Here is a 23,176-nt window from a genome sequence, read left to right on the forward strand (position 1 = left end):
CCAGCTCCCACATTTTGATTTGTGTTCAGGCGTTGCCGGCCAGTTTCAATCGTGCTGCCTGGGTAAAGTCGAGCATGCGCTTGAGCGGTCGTACCGCCTGCGGAATCACCGCCGGCTCCACGAAGATCTCATTACTGCCCTCACGCAAACACTGCAACGTACGCTCCAGTGTGTTCATTGCCATCCACGGGCAGTGCGCGCAACTGCGACAGGCTGCACCGTTACCGGCGGTAGGCGCTTCGACAAAGACTTTGTCCGGGCACAACTGCTGCATCTTGTAGAAGATGCCGCGGTCGGTCGCGACGATAAAGGTCTTGTTCGGCAAGCGTTGCGCCGCAGCGATCAGTTGGCTGGTGGAACCCACCGCGTCAGCCAATTCGATCACCGAAGTCGGTGACTCCGGGTGCACCAGGATTGCCGCATCCGGGTACAACGCCTTCATGTCTTCGAGCTGCTTGGACTTGAATTCTTCGTGGACGATGCAGGCACCGTCCCACAGCAGCATATCGGCACCGGTCTGGCGCTGGATGTAGGTGCCCAGGTGTTTGTCCGGGCCCCAGATAATGGTCTCGCCGTTGTCCATCAGGCTTTCGACAATTTCCAGCGCGCAGCTGGAAGTCACCACCCAATCCGCCCGAGCTTTGACCGCCGCCGAGGTGTTGGCATAGACCACCACGGTGCGCTCGGGGTGCTGATCGCAGAACGCGGAAAACTCATCCACCGGGCAACCCAGGTCCAGGGAGCACGTGGCTTCCAGGGTAGGCATCAGGATGCGTTTTTCAGGCGTAAGGATCTTGGCGGTCTCGCCCATGAAGCGCACGCCAGCCACCAATACGGTTTTGGCCGGGTGAGCGGCACCAAAGCGCGCCATCTCCAGGGAGTCGGAAACACAACCACCGGTTTCTTCGGCCAGAGCCTGAATCACCGGGTCGCAATAAAAGTGGGCAACCAGCACCGCGTCCTGAGCCTTGAGCTCGGCGGCGATGGCGGTTCGCAGGCTCGCCTCTTCGGCAGCGCTGAGGACCTTGGGCTGCTTGGCGTCGAGGTGAGCTTGAACCAGTAGGCGTTCGGAAATGTGCGTCATGTTCGCAAGACCTGCAGGCGCAGTAGCGCGAAAGTCGAGTGTACCACCGGCTCAGGAGCCCTTCGGGCGCCGCCGGACGAAGTGTTTTTGTTCATCAAGCACGGGTACAGCTTAAAGCTGCGCAAGGCTACAGAATATCCAATGGATTCAAAAGCCTAATCTGGCAACCGGGCAAGGTACTCAGTTCCTCGCCGCGGCTCGCCGATTAGGTGAAGCCCAGACAACAATCAAAACCGCGCCGCCCCCTCCCGCCTCCTGAAAAATCAGGATTTTTGGGCTGAGACGCCCATTCGCGCACTGAATTTGTGCATTTGAGCACTGCATCACACGATTTTTCTTACAGAATGTGCAATAAATCCTACGGCGATGTAACAAACCGTTCAGCACTCACTCAAGTGGGGCAAGTCTGCGCTGAGTTCAAGGTTTAGCTCGTGCGGTGTGGATCGTGTGTATTTCTACGTTAAGGATGTCGAGTGCCAAATCAGCTCTCAACCGGACACTTGAGTTGTACCCGGAACCTGGGCATTGCCCTGCTCTGCCTGTGGGCGCTGCCCGTGGCTGGCGCCGAGGCGCCGCAGCCAGGCCAGGAAGCCCTGCGCTTGCAACAGCAACAGCAACGCGACCTGCAGCAATTACAATTGGAGCAGCGCCAACGCCAGATGCAACGTGGCAGTTTCGGTACGCCAGCGGCCACACCGGCCTTGCCAACAGACATCGCCAAGGACGAACGCTGCTGGCCCTTGAGCGGTACGCGCCTGGCCGGGGTCACGCTGTTCAGCCGTGCCGAGTTGGACAAACACATCGAGCCCTACGTGGCGCCTTGCATGGGCGTCACCCAGATCAACCGCCTGCTGGCCGAGATCACGCGGCTGTATGTCGAGGCCGGTTATATCGCCAGCCGCCCCTACCTGATCAGCGCGCCCGCCGCCGGGCAACCGCTGGATATTCACGTCGAAGAAGGCTACCTGGAGGCCATCGAACTGGCCGACCAGAGCCTGCCGGTGTCATTGGGTGGGGCATTCCCCGGGATGCTCGGCAAGCCACTGAACCTGCGAGATCTGGAACAGGGCCTGGACCAGCTCAACCGCCTGCGCTCGGTGGACCTCACGGCCGACATCGCCCCAGGCAGCACCGCGGGCGCGTCGCGCATCATCCTGCGCTCGCGCAGCAGTGCCTCGCGCTGGGCCCTGGGCCTGGGGGTGGATAACCTCGGCAGCGCCGGCACCGGGCGTGATCGCAATGCGATCAACTTGAGCCTGGACAGCCCGCTGCAAATCAACGACTCGCTCAACCTGAGCTTCAGCGACACGCTCAACCATGGGCCACGCTACAGCCGCAGCCACAGCCTGTTCTACTCGATCCCCTACGGTTACTGGACCTACAGCCTGTTCGCCAGCCATGCCGAATACCGCTCGCCGTTCAAACTCAGCCGCACCACGTTTTACAACAGTGGCCGCACCGATCAGGTCAGCCTGCGTAGCGACCGTGTGTTGTGGCGCGACCAGGGCCACCAACTCAGCGCCAACCTGCAACTGGCCTACAAAGACGTCGACAGCTACCTACAGAAGGTACACCTGGACATCCAAAGCCCCACGCTGACCGTAGCCGAAGCGGGCATGAACCTGTTCTGGCTCAACAGCGCGGTGTGGAACCTGGACGTCAATTACGCCCAGGGCCTGACCTGGTTCGGCGCCGATCGCGATGCCGACCAGGTGCAGAAAAACCGGCCCAAGGCGCAGTTTCAAAAGTACCGCGCCAACCTCACCCAATGGCGCAACGGCCAATGGGCAGCGCAGCCATGGCAGTGGCAGAGCCAGTTGTCGGTGCAGTACAGCCCGGATGCGTTGCCCGCCATCGAACAGTTGCTGATCACCGACGACTCGGCCGTGCGCGGCTACCGCGAAAACAGTAGTTCCGGTGCCATTGGCGCAGTCTGGCGCAACACCTTGCGCCTGCCGCTCAACACTGACTTGCCGGTGAAGCTCACCCCGCGCCTGGGCCTGGACAACGGCTGGGTCAAGCACGAACACGGCGCCCAGAGCCAACGCCTGAGCGGCGCCAGCGCGGGGCTCAACCTGAGCTGGAAGAACGTACAGCTCGACATCGACTACCAACGCAACCTCAACACCCCCACAGGTTTTCGCCAGGAGCCGGAGGTCTGGCTGACGCGCCTTAGCTTGCAGATATGAGTGTGCACCGATGAGCCAATACCTGTTTTTAGCCTGAGTCACCGCCGTACCTGACCACCCCAGCAGCGTTGCAACGAACAACGCGCGTCGTGGATCAGCCAACACAGAGCGAGATTATTTATGCCGACTACTTCACATAGCTTCCACCTTTCACCCCAGGGCAAACTGCGCTGGGCCATCGCTAGTCTCTTCCTGCTGCCGCAGCTCGCGCTCGCCGCAGGCTTGACCGTCGTCGAAGGCCCTGGCGGTACGCCGCAGCTGCAAAACCAGGGCGGCGTCCCCATCGTCAACATCGTCGCGCCGAACGCCGGTGGCCTGTCCCATAACCAGTTCCTGGATTACAACGTCGACCGCCAGGGCCTGGTGTTGAACAACGCCTTGCAAGCTGGCGAGTCCCAACTTGCCGGGCAACTGGCGGCCAACCCGCAGTTCCAGGGCCAGGCGGCGAGCGTGATCCTCAACGAAGTGATCAGCCGCAACGCCTCGACCCTCAACGGCGCCCAGGAGATTTTCGGCCAGGCGGCCGATTACGTGCTGGCCAACCCTAACGGTATTTCGGTGAATGGCGGCAGTTTCATCAACACGCCCAATGCCAACCTGGTGGTGGGCCGCCCTGAACTCAACGACGGCAAGCTGCAAGCCTTGAGCACCCGCGATGCCAACGGCCAACTGACAGTGCAAGGCCAGGGCCTGCACAACCGCGAAGGGTCCATCAACCTGATCGCGCCGCGCATCGACAGCGAAGGTCGCCTCAGTGCCCGCGATCAATTGAACCTCACCGTCGGCAGCAACCAGGTCGATTTCGCCAGCGGGCAGGTACGCCAGGTGGACCCGGCCAGCAAGACCCAGGACCAACGCATCGACGCGCGCCTGTTCGGCGCCATGCAGGCCGGGCGCATCAACATCATCAGCACCGCCGAAGGCGCCGGTGTACGCGTGGGCGGCGTGCAGGTGCAAGGCACTGACGGGGTGAAGATCAGTTCGGCCGGCGACCTTGATATCAGCGGCCAGGTGCGCGCCGACAGCCTCGACGCCACTCGCGCTGGCGTGCACAGCCGCCAGGGCGATATCGACTTGCACAGCGCCAAGGACCTGAACCTGGCCGCCACCGACGTCAGCGGGCGCAACGTCAAACTCGACGCCAGCCGCAACCTGACCCTCAGCAGCCTGGAAAGCCGCAAGCTCCAGGAAAAGCGTGAACAGTGGAACAACAGCAACTTCCTGTTCACCTACGAAACCTACGACCGCACCACCACCGACAAAGACTCGCGCCAGCACGGCAACAAGGTTGTGGCGCAACAGGATGCGGCGCTGTCTTCCGGTGCCAACACCGAGATCAAAGCCAGCCATGTGGAAGCGGGCAACACTCTGCGCGTCGACAGCGGTGCCAACCTGCACGTTAACGCCGCCACCGAAACCCATGAAACCCGCGACCAGGGCAACCATCGCAAGCACCTGTGGAAAGCCAACTGGGATAAATCCAGCAGCGAACAACGCAGCATCACCAGCAGCCTCAAGGCCGGAAAGACACTGGAGCTGACCAGCCAACAGAAGCTGCAATTGCAAGGCGCCGAGCTGAAAACCCCCGGCGATATCCAACTGGCCGCCCGGCACGTGGAAATCGCCAGCGCCAGCCGTACCCAGAGCAGCAGCGACAATGCCTACTCCGGCGACCTCACCGGTGGCAGCTTCTTCGGCAAGCAAGGCGACGGTAACCAGGGCAAGACGTCGAACACTGGTAGCAAGGTCGACGCCGACGGCAAGCTGATCGTCAAGGCCGACGACGTGCGCATCAGCGGCAGCCAGGCCCGAGGCGGCAAACAGGCCAGCGTCATCAGCGACAAAGGCTCGCTGGTGATCGACGGCGTCCAGGACACCTCCCACGACAACCGCTACAGCAATGACAGCAAGTTCTTCGGTATCTCCAAGGACGAAAGCCGCAAGAACCTCAAGGACAGCACCGTGGTTGCCAGCAACCTGCGCTCGGACAGCAACCTCAAGCTGGAAAGTGCCAAGGACATCACCGTCAGTGGCTCCCAAGTGTCCGCCGCGGGTGAACTGCAAGCGGATGCCAAGGGCGATATCAAGGTCGTTGCCGCCGAGAACACCACCCACGACACCACTCGCACCCATAGCCGTGGCTTCGATGGCTACGCCAAGGAAACCGAGGGTGTCAGCCGCCAGTACCGTGCGGGCCTGAGTTATGAAGACCAGCAGCAAACCCGCCAGACCGACACCACGCAACAACAGGCTTCCAGCCTTAAAGGCGCCAGTGTGGCGGTTAACGCCGCAGGCGATGTCAGCATCACCGGGTCCAACCTCCAGGCCACCGAAGGCGATGCGAGCCTGAGCGGCAAAAACGTCGAGCTGTTGGCCGCCCACGACAAGCGCACCGAAGCCGTCGACAAAACCGCCACCGGCGGCAGTTTCTACTACACCGGCGGCATTGATCGGGCAGGCAGTGGCGCTCAGTTCAGCCACCAAAGCAGCCAAGACACCGCTGAAAAAACCACTGCGCAAACCAGCACCGTGGCCGCGGCCGGCAAGCTGACCATCAACGCTGGCAACACCTTCACCAGCGAGGGTGCACAGGCCAAGGCCGGCGCCGGGCTGCAGGTCAACGCTGGCCAGATCGACAACCAGGCGGCCCATTCCACCGAGACCAGCACCCACAAGGAAAACGGCTGGACCGCCGATGTTGGCGCCAATGTGGAATACAAAGGCATTACCCGCCCGATCGAAAAAGCCGTCGAGGGCGTGGCCCAGGCCAAGTTCCATCAGCCCGGTTTGCTGGATGCATTCGAGCAACCCAATGTCGGCCTGGATGTGGAAGTCGGGCACACGAACAAAACCGGCACAACGCAGGACAGCACCGCCGTGGTCAGCCAGTTCAGTGGCGCCACGGTGCAGGTCAATGCGGCCAGCACCTTGCAGGACGAGGGCACCCAGTACCGCGCCACCGAGGGCGGGCTGAACATCAAGGCGGGCGAGCACGTTGCTACCGCAGCGGCCAACACCCACAGCAGCAGCGAGCAAGGCGTGGACGCCAAGGCTGGCGTGCGAGTCTATACCACCACCGGTGAAGACCTGAATGTGCGCGGCAGTGGCCTGGGCGGCAGCAGCGATGTGCGCGAGTCCAGCAGCACGGCGGTGGTCGGCAGCTATGTGGCCAGCCAAGGCGTGAGCATCGAAGCCAAGGGCGATGCCCGTTATGAAGGCAGCCAGTTCGACGGCGGCCAGGCCGGGGTCAACCTCAAGACCGGCGGTGAGCTGGCGCTCAACCAGGCCACCAACACCCAGAGTAAAAACAGCAGCACGCTGCGCGGCAACGGCTCACTGACGGTGGGCACCGCGCCCGGCGCCAATGGCAGCAACGTCAACCTCGGTGCCGGCGTGCAGTTGGATAACAAGCGCCTGGACACCCAGGACAGCCAGGCGCAGGTCGCAACCATCCAGGGCAGCGGCCCCGTCAAGCTCAGCAGCGGCGCTGACATGACCCTGCAAGGCACGCAGATCGGCAGCACGGGCGCGAAGGCTGGCGATATCAGCCTCAATGCCGGCGGCAAGCTAAACCTGCAAGCCGCCACCGGTAGCCACGTCAGCAACGGCAGCAACCTGGGCGGCGGCCTGACCCTCGGCGCCGGCAAGACCAGCAGCGCCGAAAGCAGCAGCAAGACCGGCAGCCTCAGCGCCAATTTCAATATTGGCAAAGTGGCGGAAAACGACCAGAGCGCCGTCGTCGGGCAATTGCACAGCAGCGGCAAGGTCAGCCTCGCCAGCGGCGCTGATGCAACCGATGCCATCCACTTGCAGGGCACTCAGGTCAGCGCAGCCAGCGTTAGCCTGGATGCGCAAAACGGCGGCATCCTGCAAGAGTCTGCGCAATCGACCCAGGCCCATGGTAACTGGGGCGTGACCCTGGGCGCAGGGGGCAGCGTCGGCCAAACCACCCTGGCCGACGCCGGTGAACATGAGACACACAAGACCCAGCGCGGCATCAATGCGCGGGCCAAGGTCGATGTGGATCACTTGCAAGGTACCACCCAGCACAACAGCCTGATCACGGCGGGTGACGTCACCCTCAACAGTGCCGGCGATACCCATCTGGCCGGAGCGCGTGTCGACGCCGACAAGGTGCATGGCGCGGTGGGCGGCGACCTCGTCGTCGAAAGCCGCAAGGACCAGGTCAACAGCACCCAGGTGAATGTCGACGCCAGGCTGGATGTCGAGAAAAACCAGCCGGGGGTGGTGGATAAGCTGGCCAAAGCCAGCGGCCCATTGAAGGACAAGGTACAAGCCAAGGCTGAAGGCGCGTTCGACAAGCATCGCGACAAGCTGGAGAACGTCGTCGACAAAGGCACCGGGCACCTGGCTTCGGCCAAGGACAGCGTCGTCAACAGCGTGGTCAATGCCAAGGAACGCTTGGGCGAAAAACTCACTCGCAGTGGCAGCTACGATGTGAACCCGGAACCCCGTGGCGCCTTCGGTACCCGCGTGGACAAGGCCAAGGCATACCTGGCAGACAAGACCGATGCCCTGGGCACGCGCTTGTCTGGCTTCAAGGATAAGGTCTGGCCAAAAACCAGCGACAGCTACACCGTCAGTGGCAAAGACACCACCGGCAGCAAGGTGGCCAATACCGCCGAAAGCGTGTTGTTCGGCGACAAGAGCGGCAACACCAGCTACACCCCGACTCTGTATCTGGATGTCAGCCATGTGGCCAAGGACAGCGTCACCCAGGCGTCAGGCATTCGCGCGAGCCACGGCGTCAACCTGCAGGTCAAGGGTGATACCCAGCTTACGGGCGCGCGGATCAGTGCGCCCAATGGCAAGGTTGAGCTGGGTGGCTCCAAGGTGACGGCAACCACACTGGCCGGCACCGACTACCGCGCCGATGTCGGGCTGAACGTTTCGAAGTCACCGGTCAACCTGGCCCTGGGTGCCAAGGACGAACTGACCCAGAAACACGACGACGCCACACGCAATGACCAAGCCTTCAACCTGGGCCCGCTGCGAGCGGGTGGGCACAGTGAAAGCCAGGCCTTGCAGGCGGGGATTGATCAGGCCATCAACTAACGCTTAAAACAGCAGAACGCTTCTGTGGCGAGGGAGCTTGCTCCCGCTGGACTGCGCAGCAGTCCTATTCTCAGGGTCGCTTCGCGCCCCAACGGGAGCAAGCTCCCTCGCCACGGAATCAGCCACTGCCTGCTCTTCCTATGTCAGTTGAAGAGCGCCTGTACGTTCTTCATCGCGTCATCGGCAAAGCCTTGCAGGAAAGCTTCGAACGCCGGTACGTCTTCCTTGCCGCCCGTGTAGGGCTGGCCAATGATGGTCCAGGTCGCCAGGCTCTGGTTCGGGCCTTGTGGCACCACCTCCATCAGCGCCCACAGGTTACCGATGTTCAGCGAGGTGTAGATCAGCGACCAGGTCATGGTCATGGCTTGATCGTCATGGCTGTTGAGTTGCTCAATCACGACATTGCCGTCCTTGAACAGCTTCTTGCGTACCGAGCGCACGCCCTCGCCCGTCATCTCGATATGGGACAAGGCCGGAATAAACTTCGTGAAACCGGCGAAATCTCCGACGACATTCCACACACTGCGAGCATCACCATTCACGCTGACGCTGGCGACGACAGGGTTGCCGACTGGATTACGGACCAGGGTATCGGGTTCAAAATGTTGCATGGGTAAGCTCCTTTTTTTTGCTCAGATGAAATCGATTTGCTTGAGGTAGTCACAGCCTTTTTGCAGCAACTCACTGTTCTTGGCTGGGTAGTCTTCGCCCATGCTCTGGATGCCTGAGAGTGCATTGCGGTACTCGATCATCGAGATATCGCCAATGTCTTCTTCAAATCCATTGAGGTAAAAACCGACCACGCCGAACAACGCGTTATCACTGTCGATGGCCGACAGGCGTTGCTGCCATTGTGTCACCGGGACCATCTGGAAATCGTGACCGGCCGCGCGGAACGCCTCCAGATAGTGAGCCCATGTCAAAGGCAGCGGGTTGTGCAAGTTGAACACCGCTTTGGTGCGGTTATGACGGCTGGCGTGAAACGCAATGAAGCGTGCGAGGAAGTCCACCGGCATCAGGTCGAAGTTGAGCGCCAGTTCGGGCACTTGCTTAAGCTGCAAGGAGCCTTTGAGCATCAGCATCAAACGGTTCTGATGAGGCTGGCACACACCGGTTCGCGTATTGAACGCGATGTTTCCAGGGCGATAGAGATTGACCCACACCCCCGACTCACTGGCGTTCCACAAGATGCGCTCAGCCACCCATTTGGAGAGGTTGTAACCATTGCGGATGTAGATGGGCGGCGTGAAGGCAGGCGGTTCTTCCAATACCCGGCCCTGCTCGTCCACCGTGCTGGAGGCCGACAGGGTGGAAATGAAGTTGAAAATTTTCTTGCTGCGCCCTTCACACAATTGCAGGCATTCCAGCACCGGCGTGACGTTGTCCTTGACCAGCGACTCGTAGTCGAGCACGTGGTTGACGTTGGCCGCGTTGTAGATCAACACGCCGTATTCACGATCCAGCCATTCATAGTCCTGCTCGGACAACCCCAGGCGCGGCTTGCTGATATCCGCCGCCAGGACCTTGACCCGGCTCAGGTCCAGATGTTCAAGGCGGTTCTGGATCAGCGCATCCTCGAAGCGCTCTTGCGCGCTCATGCCGCCGGACTCGCGCACCAGGCACGCCACTTCGGTGCTGCCCAGTTCCAGCAGGGCCTCGACGATATGCACACCCAGGAACCCGTTGGAGCCGGTCACGATGACTTTATGTACGTTGCCCAATCGACTGATGGGCAGTACCTCCAGCTCAGGCCGGATCATGGCGTCTTGCAGCGCCTGGGGACTGACCGTAGCAGTGGCCTCGACGTCCTGCTCAATCAGGTTGGCGAGGTTGACCAAGGTGGGTTGCTCAATAAAACGGTTGATCGAGACTCCTTTGCCGAACGCCTCGCGAATCCCCATGAGCATCTGCGACAACAGGATCGAATGGCCACCCAGATTGAAGAAACTGTCATCTACGGAAATGTCCGGCCCAGGCAAGTCGAGCAGCCTGGACCACAGCTCCAGCAACTGCGCCTGGGTGGCGTTCTGGGGCGCCAGGCGCGGCCCTTGCGTCTTGTAGTTGACCGGCAGGTCTCTCAAGGCCTTGCGGTCGACCTTGCCATTGGCCGTGGCCGGCAACCGGTCCAGCAGGCAATAGGCGCTGGGGCGCATGTAGTCGGGCAAATGCTTGAGCGCATAGGCCTGCAACTGCTCGCTGGCCGCCTGGGCCTCGCCCTCTTGGGGCTGGGAGAAAAACGTCAGGATGCGGCGCTGGTGATCGATGACCACCGCCAGTTGCCGGAACAACTGGCTCGATTGCAGCAGGTGTTCGATCTCTTCCGGCTCCACCCGAAAACCGCGGATCTTCACCTGGTTATCCAGGCGCCCGATGATCTGGATGCCCTCCTCGGTCCAACGCGCCAGGTCACCGGTACGGTAGAGGCGCACCCACTGGCCATCGGGCAACTCGTGCAGCCGATAGCGTTCGGCCGTCATTTGCAAGGCGCCCAGGTAACCGGCGCCTACCCCTGGCCCGGCGATGTGGATTTCACCGCTGTCATTTTCGCCTACCGGTTGGCCGTGCTCATCCAGCAGGTAAATCGCGGTATTGGCAATCGGTACGCCCAGGTTGCGATTGTTGTCCCCCCGTTGGAAGGTACGGCAGGTGGCGAGCACCGTGGTCTCGGTGGGGCCATAGATGTTGTGCAGTGCACAGTGGCCCATCAGTTTTTCGATCACGTGGGGTTCGCACACATCGCCGCCCGTCACCAAATGCTGCATGCCGTACAGCGATTCAAGCTGGATGATGCTGAGCAAAGCCGGCGGCAAAAAGGCGTGGGTGACCTGCTCCTGTTGGATCAATTCAGCAAGCGCCACCGGGTCGCGGCGCTGGTCTTCGGTGGGCACGATCAACTCGCCACCCTGGATCAGCGTCGGGAAGATATCCAGCAGCGATGCATCGAAATTGATGGTCGAGAACTGCAGGGCACGGCTATGGCGGTCCAGTTCCACATAACGGGCATACCACGCACAGAAGTGGCTCAAGTTGTCGACTGTGAGCAACACGCCTTTGGGTTGGCCGGTGGTACCGGACGTGTAGATCGCCACGCAGGGTGCCGAACCGTCCAGCGCTACGCGCAACAGGCTCTGATCCGGGGCCAGGGCGACACGGCTGTAGCCCTTGGCGCCGTGGTGGAAGAAGTCCAGATGGCCAATATCCAGGGTAGCCAGGCCCGGTAGCGGGTTGTCTGCCTCGGTGTCCTGGATCAGCAGGCTGGCACCGGCATGCTTGAGGATGGCCGCACGGCGTTCGACAGGATGGTTCGGGTCCAACGGCAGGTACACCGCACCGCAACCAATCACCGCCAGGATCGCTGCATAGAGCGCAGTGCCTTTGGGCAACGAGATGCCGACCACCGTCAACCCTGGGGTCGAGGTTTCAAGCAAGGGTTGCAAGCGTTCCTGGATCGCAACGCTATAAGCGTGCAGTTGCGCATAGGACATACCCCGCCCTTGCACTTTCAGGGCGTTGCGCTCGGCGTTGGCCAACAGGCTATCGGCCAAGCGCTGCACAAAGGGGCGCCTGGCCTCCTCCAGAATGCCGGTATTAGCGCTCGCATTGTGGCGATGACGCCAGGCCAGGCCATCCAACAGGGTCAGGCTCGACAAGCGATCAATCGCCTGCACCGGCTCACGGGGCGCCTCAAGATAGTCAGCACTGCGTGAGAAACGCCCGATGTGCACACTGGCCATCTCTACCACTTGCGCGATCGCTTCACGTGCCCGGTCGGCACCGTTGCCGGCGAGGGAGGCGCTGACTTCACGACGCCCCAGCAGCATCCAGTCGCCATCGCCAGGACGCCACAGGCAGTCCACCCGCAGTGGCGCGAGAACATCACTGTCATCGTCAGCCTGCGCCCGCAAAGATAGGCGATGACACGACGGATAGTGCGGGAGTTGCGCCGTGCTGGCGTCGTCTATCAGCACGTCCGGCGCCGATAACTGGCAAAGCTCAATGGCGTTATCGCTGGTCAACAAGCGGGCGGTGTGCCCCATCTGTTCCAACTCTTGCGTAAGGCAGGCGAGCGCATGGCTGCGCCCGCACAAAACGATATCAAGATGTCTCATCGAAGTTGTCCTCTAGCGCAGATAATCGGCGAGCGCTTCCTGCATGCAGGGAGCGTCGAGCAGGCCGCTGTGTTTGAAGAATCGGACGATGTTGCCTACCAGCGGGTGAGACGGCGTGATCGGAAAACTCATGCCTTCGACCTCTTCACGCAACGCCGCCTTGACGCTGGGGTTCACCGGCAGTTGCTCGATCAGCGCGAAATCAAACCCCTGCTGGATCTCGTTGGTCAGGTACTCACCCAAGAACACCGGCATGATCGAGGCCAGCACACGTTTGTCCTCTTCGCTCGCGGTATTCCAGTAAATGCGCGTCAACTTGGCCCAAAAGCCCGAATGTCGACCCTCATCCGCCAAGTGGTCGGCCATCAACCCCTTGACCGATGCCTTGACCGAGTCGTCGCGGGCAAACGCGGCAACATCGTTGGTCAGGGTGTTTTCCGCAATGGCCACGCAGATCAGCTCGACAGCAGCCTTGAGGTGCGCGGGCGCCATGGCCAATGCCTTGGGGATAGAACGGCTGAGCTCGATTTCCGCTGGCAAGGTGATGGGTTCGATGCCCGTCAACTCGATGGTCTGTTGCATGTAGTCCATCGCCACTAGCGCGTGATAGTCCTCATCGACGACCACGGTCATCGCGTCGTAACGGCACGCAAACGGAAAGCGGATAGCGAAGTTATCTTTCGCAATGCTCCTGGCGGTCTTGTCGACAATTTCGGTTTCGAAAATCACCACATCATTAATGAACTTATACAAGCTCTGAACGAGAACAAAATGCTGTAAGTGACTACACTCCTGCATAAAGGTTGCGCTCATGACCAATGGTTGACGACTGGCCGGAAATATTAACTTTTCGTCATCTTCCAAGCGTCGTCTCGGGCGCGTCCGAATGGTCGCCCTTTCCTCCCACGACTCGGAAAACGATTGATATGCTTCAGCTCTCATGACTACTTCCTTTATTCATGATACTCAGTAGTAGTGCACTTCAAACAACAGGCATCCGTCTTTCGAATTAAACGGCCCGTGCTCCGTGTGTGCGGCCCTGAAGAAGTAACTACCGTCGCGGTAAGTTTTCTCCGGGCGCCCCTCACTGGCCTGCTCTGTCTGGTCGCCTTCAATCAAATACACTTCTTCGTGATAATCATGGGTATAGATTTCACGGGTGCCGCCCCCAGGGTGAAAACGTACCAGACGTGTACGCACTCCAGTTTTCGTAACAGGGTCCAATGTGTCTTTGAAGACGGTCAGCGTGATACCGCGTTCAGAGGTCACCTCAAACCATTGGGCCTGGTCGGCCTCGATCACTTCGAAGTTCATGCCACGCACTCACTGACCGTTTCGCCCATGGCCACGCGCAGGTTGTCCCACAACGCCAGGCGGCTTTGTACCGCCGCGATAGCCGATACGTAGACCTCTTCCTGACGCTGCGCATCGCCATTGACCAGGCGCGCCAACAGGCTTTCTGCCGCCGGGCCGTGGTCTTCCGAGTCGACTTCGATGTGGCGCTGCAGGTAATAGCGAAAGGTTGGCGCGTCGTCTGCGGTGATATCCCAATCGTCCAGAATGCGCTGGAACATCTGCGGGATGACACTTTCACGGCCATGCAAAAACGCAGCAGCCACACTGTGGGTGGAAGCGTTGATGGCGGTTTCGATGGTGTCAGTGACGAAAGCCGACGCTGCCAGGCCTGCACCGCAACGGCTCAAGGCCGTTTTCAGATCGACGCCTTCGCGCATCAGTTTGACAAAGTGTTCGATCTTGTCGGTGCTGGCGCCGACTTCGCGCATGGCATGCAGGTAGAGTTCGAAGTGGCTGTAGTGACCGCCTTGCAAGTTCTGGTCGGACTCTTCGCCCAGGATGATTTCGTTGATCAGGTGCGCGGCCGCCGGGTCCACGGGAGGCAGCCAAGGCAGGCGAGTACAGGTGAGGTCCTGTTGCAGGCGCTTGGCCAGGGACATGAAATCCCACACCGCAAACACATGGGTTTCCATAAAGGCGCGCAGGACCGGCAGCGAATTGATTTCAGCAAAGATCCGATGATTGCCCAGCTCTACTTTCTTGGCGTTCAACAGCGTCTTTTTATCTTCCATGTTGCGCTCCTTATCAGGCTTTAGTTAACGCTGACCACTCGAGAGATACCCGCTTACCTTTTTTCAGGCATAAGCAGGCCTGCCTCGCCGTTCTTGGCCAGTGCTAGAGTCTTATTCAATTAAGTTGTACGGTTATGCTTCCGTGACCCAAAGGTCAGCCGTCGAAGCAAGACGAAACTTAGAGGAAGTTCATGATGATCAGCAAGTGTTTTTTGGAAAATTAATACAATTTATTTCCAGTTGTAAAACCCACAACAACAGAAGCCCGACCGAAGTTAATAAAATCAACTTCGCCAGGCAATAGTTGGCTAACACCCCTCAAGGGAGTGCAAACAAACTGTATGGAATTGCTAAGTTAGCAATTAACTAGTCTATGAACGCGGCCATTCGCCTTTTTACCATTCAAGTTCCCTCTTACCGCTGATAAGCGCCCGCGTATTACCTGCGGGCAGTAATGAGTTCAGTTCTTTGCTGATTGGCGCAATGCCAGGGCCGCGACCCCGCACAAGATCAAAGCAATACAGGACACATAGAACGCATCGCTGTAGGCCATCAGGTACGCCTCACGACGCACGGTGTGGATCAAGCCCTCAAGGACCTGCTGTTGAGCGGGTAATAGCTGGTTGAAGATAAAAGCCTCGCTGTCGGCCATGCTGGCGCGCAGGCGCTCCTGAAAGGCCGGGGAAAACAGGGTGATCGACTCCCCTACCCGCTCAGAGTGAAAGCGCTCGCGCATGGCCACGATCTGTGTCAGGCCCGCCGTGCCCACGGCACCACCCAAGTTACGCAGCATGGAAAACAAGGCCGAGGCCGAGCCGGCTTCATCTTTGGCCAGGCCAGACACCGCCAGCACGGAAAGCGCCACCATGATCAGCGGCTGCCCGATGCCCCGTACCACGGTGGACGGAATAATCACGTTGGCGGCGCTGTCCACGTCCAGGTGCGCGCCGAGATAGCACCCCAGGGCCATGATGAAAAAGCCACTGGCAACCATCAGTTTCGGGTTGAGCCACTTCATCAGGCGCGGCATGAACGGCGCCAGTACCAGTTGCACCATGCCGTAGGCGATCAGGCTGATGCCAATCTCCCGGGCGTTGTAGCCCTGCAACTGAGACAGGTAATTGGGCACCAGGAACACCAGGCCGAAGGTGGCCGCGCCAAAGATGAACATCGCTGCGCTGGCCACGCCGAAGTTGTAGCTCTTGAGCAGGCGCAGGTTGATGAAGGAGCGACTGCCATACAACTGCGACAGCACGAAGTACACCAAGGCAACGCCGGCAATCAGTGACATCCATACAATGAAATCGGAGCCGAACCAGTCCTTGCGGCCACCTTCTTCCAGCACGATCTGCAAGCCACCCAGGCCGACGATCATGGCGATGATCCCGCCCCAGTCGCCGCGCTTGAGCAGGCTCAACTGCATGGGCTTGGCATCGATCGACCATGCCACCGCCAACAGCAAGAGAATGCCGGGGGCCAGTTGCAGGTAGAAGATCCAGCGCCAGGAATAGGCATCGGTCAGCCAGCCGCCAATGGACGGCCCGGCGGCCTGGGCGACGCTGTTGGACAACGCGAACAGCGCCATGCCCATCGCGATCTTGCTGGGCGGCAGTTCAGTGATGATCAGCTGGAATGACAAGGGAATCAGCACTGCGCCGGCAGCGCCCTGGATTACCCGAATGATGATCATCACTTCCAGGTTGGGCGCCCAGGAGCAGGCAATGGACGCCACCAAAAATACAAACGAGCCCACGAGCATCACACGTCGCAGAGAGAACACCTGCACCAACCAGGCGGTCAGCGGGATCATCACGATTTCCGCGACCAGGTAGGCGGTGGAAATCCACGAGCCTTCCTCGAACGTCGCGCCCAGGGAGCCTTCGATCTCCGGCAGCGCGGCGCTGGTCACGTGCACGTTCATGCCGGCCATGAAACAGCCGAACAGCCCCCCGATCACCGCCACCCAGGCGCGAAAGGAGACGCTCTTTTCAGCCGCTTCAGTCATGTGCAGCGCCCTGCTCAGCTGGGCGGGTGTCCACCGTGGTGATCACCGACATGCCCGGCAGGATGGGCCCGCCTTCGTCATGCTCATCAATGACGATCTTGACTGGAAAGCGTTGCACGATCTTGGTGAAGTTGCCGGTAGCGTTGTCCGACGGCAACAGTGCGAACACCGCCCCGGAGCCTGGCGAGAAGCTCACCACATGGCCTTTGAGCTTGCGCCCCGAATAACTGTCGACGCTGATATCCACCGGTTGGCCGGCACGCATATCGCGCAATTGAGTTTCTTTGTAGTTGGCCACGACGTAAGCCTGCTGCAAAGGCACCACCGCCAGCAGTGGCAACCCTGGCGCGACGTATTGGCGGGTACGGACTTTGCGCTGCCCCACCACGCCGTCGATGGGTGAGCGGATCAAGGTGTCCTCCAACGCATGCGTCGCCAGGTTCAACTGCGCCTCGGCCTGGCTGCGCCGGGCTATCTGCTGCTGGAGCGAAGCCTGGGCCAGTTGACGGCGGGTGGTGGCCACGGTCAAGCGGGTTTCCTGCTGGCGTTGCATCGCCTTGGCAATTTCCACCGCAGCATTGGCCTGGGTGTAACTGGCGGCGGCCGTTTCCAGACGCTGCGTGCTGGCAGCATGTTCGCGCACCAAGCCTTCGTAGCGACGCTGGTCAAGGCTTGCGCGGCGTAACTCAGCGGCCACACTGCGAGCATGGGCCTCAGCCTGGGCAACCCCGGCCTTTTGCTGGGCGATCAGGCTGTCAGTGACTGTCAAGTTGGCCTCTTGCGCTGCCACCGAGGCCTGGGTCTCGGCCAGTTCTGCGCGGGCTTGTGCCAAGCGGGCCTGGTAGTCACGGTCCTCGATGCGTACCAGCACATCCCCTGCCTTGACCGGCTGATCATCCTCTACCATCACCTCGGCCACGTAGCCTGAGACTTTCGGGCTGATGGGGATCCAGTCGGCCCGCACATAAGCATCATCGGTCTGCTCCAGATAGCGGCCGACGGTCATCCAGTACACGCCGAACACCACCGCCGCGATCAACAACCCGGCGCCGCCCAGCAGGATCAGGTTTCTTTTGCGCCGTTGCTTACGCGCATGCATAAGTTGCTCGAGCACATTCTCCTGCTCGTCCTGGACAGCAGTTTTTTCATCAACGGCGATATTCATGGCTGGGTACCGGAAGAAGGGATAGACGCGTGGGTGGGCGCAGCGGCCGGGGTATCGACGGCGCCGGACTGCCAACCGCCACCAAGGGCACGGAATAGGCCGATCTGGCGTTGCAGTAACTGGCCATCGGCGTCGGCGCGCGTGGCCTGCAAGCGGATCAGTTCACGCTCACTGTCCAGCACGTCGAGAAAGTCGATAGAACCGGCGTCGTAGTTGAATTGGGCCAACTTGTAGGCTTGGCGGCTGCTGTCCAGCGCCCGGCTCAAGGCCGCGTGGCGCTGCCGTTCGCCGTCGTACAACGCCAGGGCCTGGCGCACCTCCTTGAGGGCCTTGAGGACGCTGGCCTCGAACTGCGCGACCTCCACCTGCTCGAGTGCCCGTGCCTGCTTGACCCGCGCGCGGTTGGCCTGCCAATTAGGGAACTGCCAGGTAATCAGTGGGCCGATGCCGAACATCACCGCACTGCTGTCCCCCAGCTCATGGGGTTTGTTGGCCGAGGAGGACACTGAAGCGCCGAAGGTCACCTTGGGGTACAGGTCGGCCTGGACGATATCCACTTGCAGCGTGGCCGCCTGCAACGCGCGCTCGGCCTGACGTATGTCGGGGCGGCGCGCCAATAGTTGCCAGCCATCACCCACCGGCAACTCGGCATTGAGTTGGGGCACCACTTCACACGTTGCGGCGCCAGAGCCTTGGTCCAGTTCAGCGACGCCGGTCAGCATGGCCAATTCGTAGAGCGCGGCTTGTCGACGCGCCTCCAACATCGGCAGCAACGCCTGGGTTTCGCCTTGCAGGGCTTGCATGCGGCTGTATTCAAGGTCTGTCACCACACCGGCCTGGCGCTGGCGATCGGTCAACGCCAGGCTATGCCCGACCACGTCCAACGAATGGCGCTGTACCTTGGCACGCGCCCCCAGGGCGCAGGCATTCACATAGGCGCGAGTGGTTTGCGCCACGACCGTGATGCGCAGCAAGTCCTCGGCATCCTGCGCCGCTGCGGTTTGCACTTGGGCACGTTCAATGGTGCGCTGAACCTGGCCCCACACATCCACTTGATAAGCCAGCTCGAAGCCTGGGTTGAATGCCCATTCTGACGGCGCATGGCTATCGGTGGCCTTGGCCAGCGTCTGGTCATCGGCCGTCTTGCCATAAGCGGCCCCCAGCGACGCCTGGGTGGACGGCCAGCGCTCGGCATCGGCCTGCTGGATCCCGGCCAGCATCGCTTGCACATGGGCCTGGGCCGCCGCCAGGTCGCGGTTGTGCAGCAACGCCTGTTGCACCAGCGCATCGAGTTGCGGATCGTTATACAACTGCCACCAGCGCTCAGGTAACGCTTGGTCCGAGACACCTTGGGGCAGGTGGCTCAGGGCATTGATGCGTTCCGGATGTGGCTGTGCCGGTGTATGGGCGACCCAGGACGAACAACCCGCCAACAACGCCACCGCCATGCCAAGCAGCGAAAGACGGCAATGCCGTGGGAAAAGAGAAGGCGAACCCATCGAAGAAATCCAGAATGCCAAGTAGAGACGCAGGGTAAGAGAGCAACCGCTTGCGCATCTCCCGAGTTCCAGACAACCATCGTTTCGATTGGGACAATGTGCCGGCGCGCCCTCTGCGCCGCAGGCTCCATACACCAGGCACAGGTAAACATGGCCCTGCCTGGAGGCGGGGCCATGTTCAAAAGGAGGTGGTGCTATCGCCAGTCAGATTCAGACCAAGCGACAGTTACTCGGGGTGTAGCCCATGGTGCGTTTGAACATCGCGGTAAATGCACTCGGACTCTGATAACCATGCTCCAATGCCACTTCAAGGATGGAGGCACCACTGGCCAGCCGCTGCATGCTGAGCAGCAGCCGCGTGCGCTTGCGCCACTCGCCATAACTCATGCCCAACTCTTTCTGGAACAGCCGAGCCAAGGTGCGTGAACTCATATTGAGTTGCACCGCCCAACTCTCCAGTTTCGACTCCTGAGAAGGGTTGTCGATAAAGTCCGCACACAGTGACTTGAGCCTCGGCTCGTCCGGTATCGGCACGTGAGCCAGCACCCTTTGCGCACGGTCAAGTTCCGAGAAAATCAGCTCGACAATCTGTACATGACGCAACGACGCCGGGTGGCTGTCAGGCTCATCGCCGGCGGCCACAATCAGCTCGCGCAGCAAGGGTGAAACCCTGATGACCTCGCACTCCTCCGTCAAACGACGGTGCGCTCCCGGTGAGATCAACAAAGTGCGCATGCGCACTTCGCCGGTCATGCGGATCTGATGTTCCAAACCTGAAGGCACCCACAGGGCATGCCCGGAAGGTACCACCCAGGTGGTCTCCTCCACCGACACAAGCATCACGCCGTTGATGGCGTAGACCAGTTGGCCTTCGTCATGTCGATGCGAGGCGACGATGTCACCGTGGCCATAATTACCGGCAAGTGCCGCCAATGCGGTATGCGCGTTCATCTCAGGACGGCACCGCAGCATTCACCACGCTGAGCAGGCCCAGGCGCGATGCACGATTGACCGCACTGGTGACCGCTTCGAGGGAAGCGAGCAGGCTACTGCCATCGCGAGCGGCGCCGAACAGCAACTGGTTGCCCACGCGAATTTCCACATAGGCCAACGCCTCAGCCTGGGCACCGTCACGGGTGGCATGTTCGTGGTAATCGGCAATATCAAAATGAATGCCACGCTGGGCAAACGCATCGACCAGCGCCGCAAGCGGGCCGTTGCCCTCGCCACTCAAGTCGATACGCTGTGTACCTTGTTCAAGGGTGGCCTCCAGGTAAGTCACATCGCCCTCGCTCACCAGTTTGGGGGCTCGTAACGCGTAAGGCTTGCCCTGCTCCAGGTAATGCCGGGTGAAGCAGGCAAGGATCATCTCGCCACTGATTTCCTGGCCGGAGCCATCGGCTTCCTGTTGTACCAGGCTGCTGAACTCCATCTGCAAGCGACGCGGCATCACAATGCCGTGCTGCTCCAACAGATAGGCCACGCCCCCCTTGCCCGACTGGCTGTTCACGCGAATCACCGCTTCATAGCTACGGCCCATATCGGCAGGATCGATAGGCAGATACGGCACTTCCCACATGCCCTGCGGATTGGCCTGGCGCGCCGCAAAGCCTTTCTTGATCGCGTCCTGATGCGAGCCGGAGAACGCGGTAAACACCAACTCACCGGCGTAAGGGTGACGAGGATGGGTCGGCAACTGATTGCAGAACTCCACCTCACGCTGGACGTGCAGGATGTCGGAGAAATCCAACTGCGGATCGATGCCGCTGGTGTAGAGGTTCATCGCCAACGTGAGGATATCGACGTTGCCGGTACGCTCACCGTTACCGAACAACGTGCCCTCGACACGCTCGGCACCGGCCAGGCACGCCTGCTCCGCGGTGGAAACTCCAGTGCCCCGATCATTGTGCGGATGCACGCTGATGACCACACTGTCACGGCGACTGAAGTGCCGGCAGAACCATTCGATCTGGTCGGCGAAGACATTGGCGGTAGACACCTCCACGGTGGTGGGCAGATTCAGGATCATCTTGTTGCTCGGGGTCGGCCCGAACGTATCCGTCACCGCTTCACACACCTGCAATGCAAAATCCAGCTCGGTGAAGCAAAAGGTTTCCGGGGAGTACTGGAACGTCCACTGCGTATCGGGGTTCGCGTCCATGTGCTGCTTGATCTCTCGTGTTGCCTGGGTAGCAATCTCGATGCAGCCCGCCTTGTCCACATTGAAGACAACGTCCCGAAACACCGGCGCCGTCGCATTGTAAACATGCACGATGGCGCGAGGCGCGCCCTTCAACGCCTCAAACGTGCGTGCGATGAGGTGGCTGCGCGCCTGGGTCATGACCTGAATCGTCACATCATCAGGAATCGAACCGCTTTCAATCAGCTCACGGACATAGTCAAAGTCGGTCTGCGAAGCGGCAGGAAAGCCCACCTCGATCTGCTTGAAACCGACCTTCACCAGCAAATCGAAGAAACGCCGCTTGCGCTCGGCATTCATCGGCTCGATCAAAGCCTGGTTGCCATCACGCATATCCACACTGCACCAGGTGGGAGCGGCAGCCTGGACAGTGCTGGGCCATGTGCGATCCGGCAGGTTAACCGTGGTGAAGTGGCGATATTTGCGGGAAGGGTCCTTGAGCATCATGGCGTTTCTCCTTTTTCAGCAGTTTGTTTGTGTCAGACACACCACCGGCAATGCCGACTGATTGGATCCAATACTAAACGAACATAGTTTGATACAAATTGCGTTGTTGAGTTTGCGGAATGAAAAAATCCAAAGAAAAATCCAAAAAGCTCAAAAAAACCGAAAAAATATTGCGCAAAGAAATAAAAACCAACAATCAAAGACCGGAAGTCAGGAGTTACCGGCAAAATCAGTAAAAAAGAACCTATCGCTTGGATGAACGGGCTGAGGGAGCCAGGGAAAACATTTCTGACGGGCAAAAAAAACCCGAGAACCTTACCTGTGTAAGGCTCTCGGGTTTTCTGAACACACTTGATTGGATACCTGTAGGTTACGTTCAGGACGAGCAAAAAGCGACCAAAAAGGGGGTGACGACCAAAAAGGGGGCAGATTTATTTACCACCATCCAACCTCGGCCGCCCTTGCCCTCGGCGCTCAATACGAACGCCTGCAATCCTCTCAACTTCTTCAATGAAACGAGCAGTTCCGGTAAGCTGCCCCCGTTGCAACGCCTCACGAATAATTTTCGTCTCATCACTCGAAACGGACTGCTTCACAAATAACTTATAATTTTCGCGGCGCTTCAGCGTTGTATCCCCCAATATGGAAAAACAAGCATCAACATCAAGCCAGTCACTATCAGGCACCCCCCCTGTGCGGGCACTGTAACTTGACCATGGATAATCCGCCGCGTCAGCTACCATGCATGCACGAACCGGATTTAATTCAATGTACCTGCAGCAAGCTAGCAAGTAAGCCTCCGTTTGCACCACGCTTGATTTATACCGTCCCTCCCATAATGTACCTGTCCGCCCTTCTAACCTGTTTCGATACCGAGTGGCCCGAGCCGCGAGCGCCTTCATTAACTGCCCTAGCCCTGCAACCGAGTTACCCGGAGAAACCAGTAAATGGACATGATTAGTCATCAAACAGTAGGCGTATATTTTTATGCCAAATGCGTCCTTAAGCTCTCGAAGGTCTCTCACGTAGCGCTGGTAGTCCTCCTCGGCAGCAAAGACCACCTGGCGGTTGTGACCACGCTGTACAACATGATGAGGATAGTTGGGCAAAACGACATGTCCCACTCTGGGCATAGGTAACCTCCTTCCTTAGAGAATTACAGCCTAGCAAATGGAAAAAAATAAATCTGTCCCCTTTTTTCTATCAGAAAAAAATAAATCTGTCCCCTTTTTTCTGTCATCAAACAGTAGGCGTATATTTTTATGCCAAATGCGTCCTTAAGCTCTCGAAGGTCTCTCACGTAGCGCTGGTAGTC

14 protein-coding genes are annotated in these 23,176 nt (G+C 59.8%); 2 read left to right on the plus strand and 12 right to left on the minus strand.

What is annotated here, in order from left to right; genetic code table 11:
• Positions 1-25 precede the first annotated feature (25 nt).
• A complete protein-coding gene (nadA, locus tag ACTJLA_RS23610; RefSeq protein WP_003193840.1) occupies positions 26-1,084 on the minus strand; it encodes a quinolinate synthase NadA in 1,059 nt (352 codons plus the stop codon).
• Between the two features lie 473 nt (positions 1,085-1,557).
• Here nadA and ACTJLA_RS23615 point away from each other — a divergent pair, with 473 nt between their 5' ends.
• The gene (locus ACTJLA_RS23615; RefSeq protein WP_054898391.1) at positions 1,558-3,273 is read left to right on the plus strand and encodes a ShlB/FhaC/HecB family hemolysin secretion/activation protein; all 1,716 of its coding nucleotides are present in this window, start codon (positions 1,558-1,560) and stop codon (positions 3,271-3,273) included.
• A gap of 120 nt (positions 3,274-3,393) precedes the next feature.
• A complete protein-coding gene (locus ACTJLA_RS23620; RefSeq protein WP_314545039.1) occupies positions 3,394-8,349 on the plus strand; it encodes a hemagglutinin repeat-containing protein in 4,956 nt (1,651 codons plus the stop codon).
• A gap of 143 nt (positions 8,350-8,492) precedes the next feature.
• On the opposite strand, the gene ACTJLA_RS23625 is transcribed toward ACTJLA_RS23620, so the two are convergent.
• The 11 genes from ACTJLA_RS23625 to ACTJLA_RS23675 all read right to left on the minus strand — a co-directional run bounded on the left by ACTJLA_RS23625 (position 8,493) and on the right by ACTJLA_RS23675 (position 22,994).
• Entirely contained in the window at positions 8,493-8,960 is a 468-nt protein-coding gene (locus ACTJLA_RS23625) for an SRPBCC family protein (RefSeq protein WP_054918472.1), read from the minus strand.
• A 21-nt stretch (positions 8,961-8,981) separates the two neighbouring features.
• Complete coding sequence (locus tag ACTJLA_RS23630) at positions 8,982-12,458, minus strand: amino acid adenylation domain-containing protein (protein ID WP_314545041.1); 3,477 nt, start codon at positions 12,456-12,458, stop codon at positions 8,982-8,984.
• A 12-nt stretch (positions 12,459-12,470) separates the two neighbouring features.
• Positions 12,471-13,400 carry a diiron oxygenase gene (locus ACTJLA_RS23635; protein WP_054918469.1) on the minus strand — a complete coding sequence of 310 codons (930 nt, stop codon included), beginning with the start codon at positions 13,398-13,400 and terminating at the stop codon, positions 12,471-12,473.
• Positions 13,401-13,424: 24 nt separating this feature from the next.
• Entirely contained in the window at positions 13,425-13,772 is a 348-nt protein-coding gene (locus tag ACTJLA_RS23640; RefSeq protein WP_034128561.1) for a DUF4437 domain-containing protein, read from the minus strand.
• Entirely contained in the window at positions 13,769-14,545 is a 777-nt protein-coding gene (locus ACTJLA_RS23645; protein ID WP_054898387.1) for a DUF3050 domain-containing protein, read from the minus strand. The genes ACTJLA_RS23640 and ACTJLA_RS23645 overlap by 4 nt, the downstream gene beginning before the upstream one ends.
• Positions 14,546-15,005: 460 nt before the next feature.
• The gene (locus ACTJLA_RS23650; protein ID WP_054918466.1) at positions 15,006-16,550 is read right to left on the minus strand and encodes an MDR family MFS transporter; all 1,545 of its coding nucleotides are present in this window, start codon (positions 16,548-16,550) and stop codon (positions 15,006-15,008) included.
• The gene (locus tag ACTJLA_RS23655) at positions 16,543-17,715 is read right to left on the minus strand and encodes an HlyD family secretion protein (RefSeq protein ID WP_054898385.1); all 1,173 of its coding nucleotides are present in this window, start codon (positions 17,713-17,715) and stop codon (positions 16,543-16,545) included. Before ACTJLA_RS23655 ends, ACTJLA_RS23650 begins: the two co-directional genes overlap by 8 nt.
• Positions 17,712-19,214 carry an efflux transporter outer membrane subunit gene (locus ACTJLA_RS23660; protein WP_198715645.1) on the minus strand — a complete coding sequence of 501 codons (1,503 nt, stop codon included), beginning with the start codon at positions 19,212-19,214 and terminating at the stop codon, positions 17,712-17,714. Before ACTJLA_RS23660 ends, ACTJLA_RS23655 begins: the two co-directional genes overlap by 4 nt.
• Before the next feature lie 210 nt (positions 19,215-19,424).
• Entirely contained in the window at positions 19,425-20,165 is a 741-nt protein-coding gene (locus tag ACTJLA_RS23665; RefSeq protein WP_054899116.1) for an AraC family transcriptional regulator, read from the minus strand.
• Position 20,166: 1 nt separating this feature from the next.
• Positions 20,167-21,861: a 2-isopropylmalate synthase gene (gene leuA, locus ACTJLA_RS23670; RefSeq protein WP_034128567.1), complete on the minus strand. Its 1,695-nt coding sequence runs from the start codon at positions 21,859-21,861 to the stop codon at positions 20,167-20,169.
• 431 nt (positions 21,862-22,292) lie between these two features.
• Positions 22,293-22,994: a transposase gene (locus ACTJLA_RS23675; protein ID WP_089042403.1), complete on the minus strand. Its 702-nt coding sequence runs from the start codon at positions 22,992-22,994 to the stop codon at positions 22,293-22,295.
• Positions 22,995-23,176: the final 182 nt, after the last annotated feature.

Origin of the sequence: Pseudomonas sp. 22072, from assembly GCF_052046095.1 — a bacterium.
Taxonomy (GTDB): domain Bacteria; phylum Pseudomonadota; class Gammaproteobacteria; order Pseudomonadales; family Pseudomonadaceae; genus Aquipseudomonas; species Aquipseudomonas paracarnis.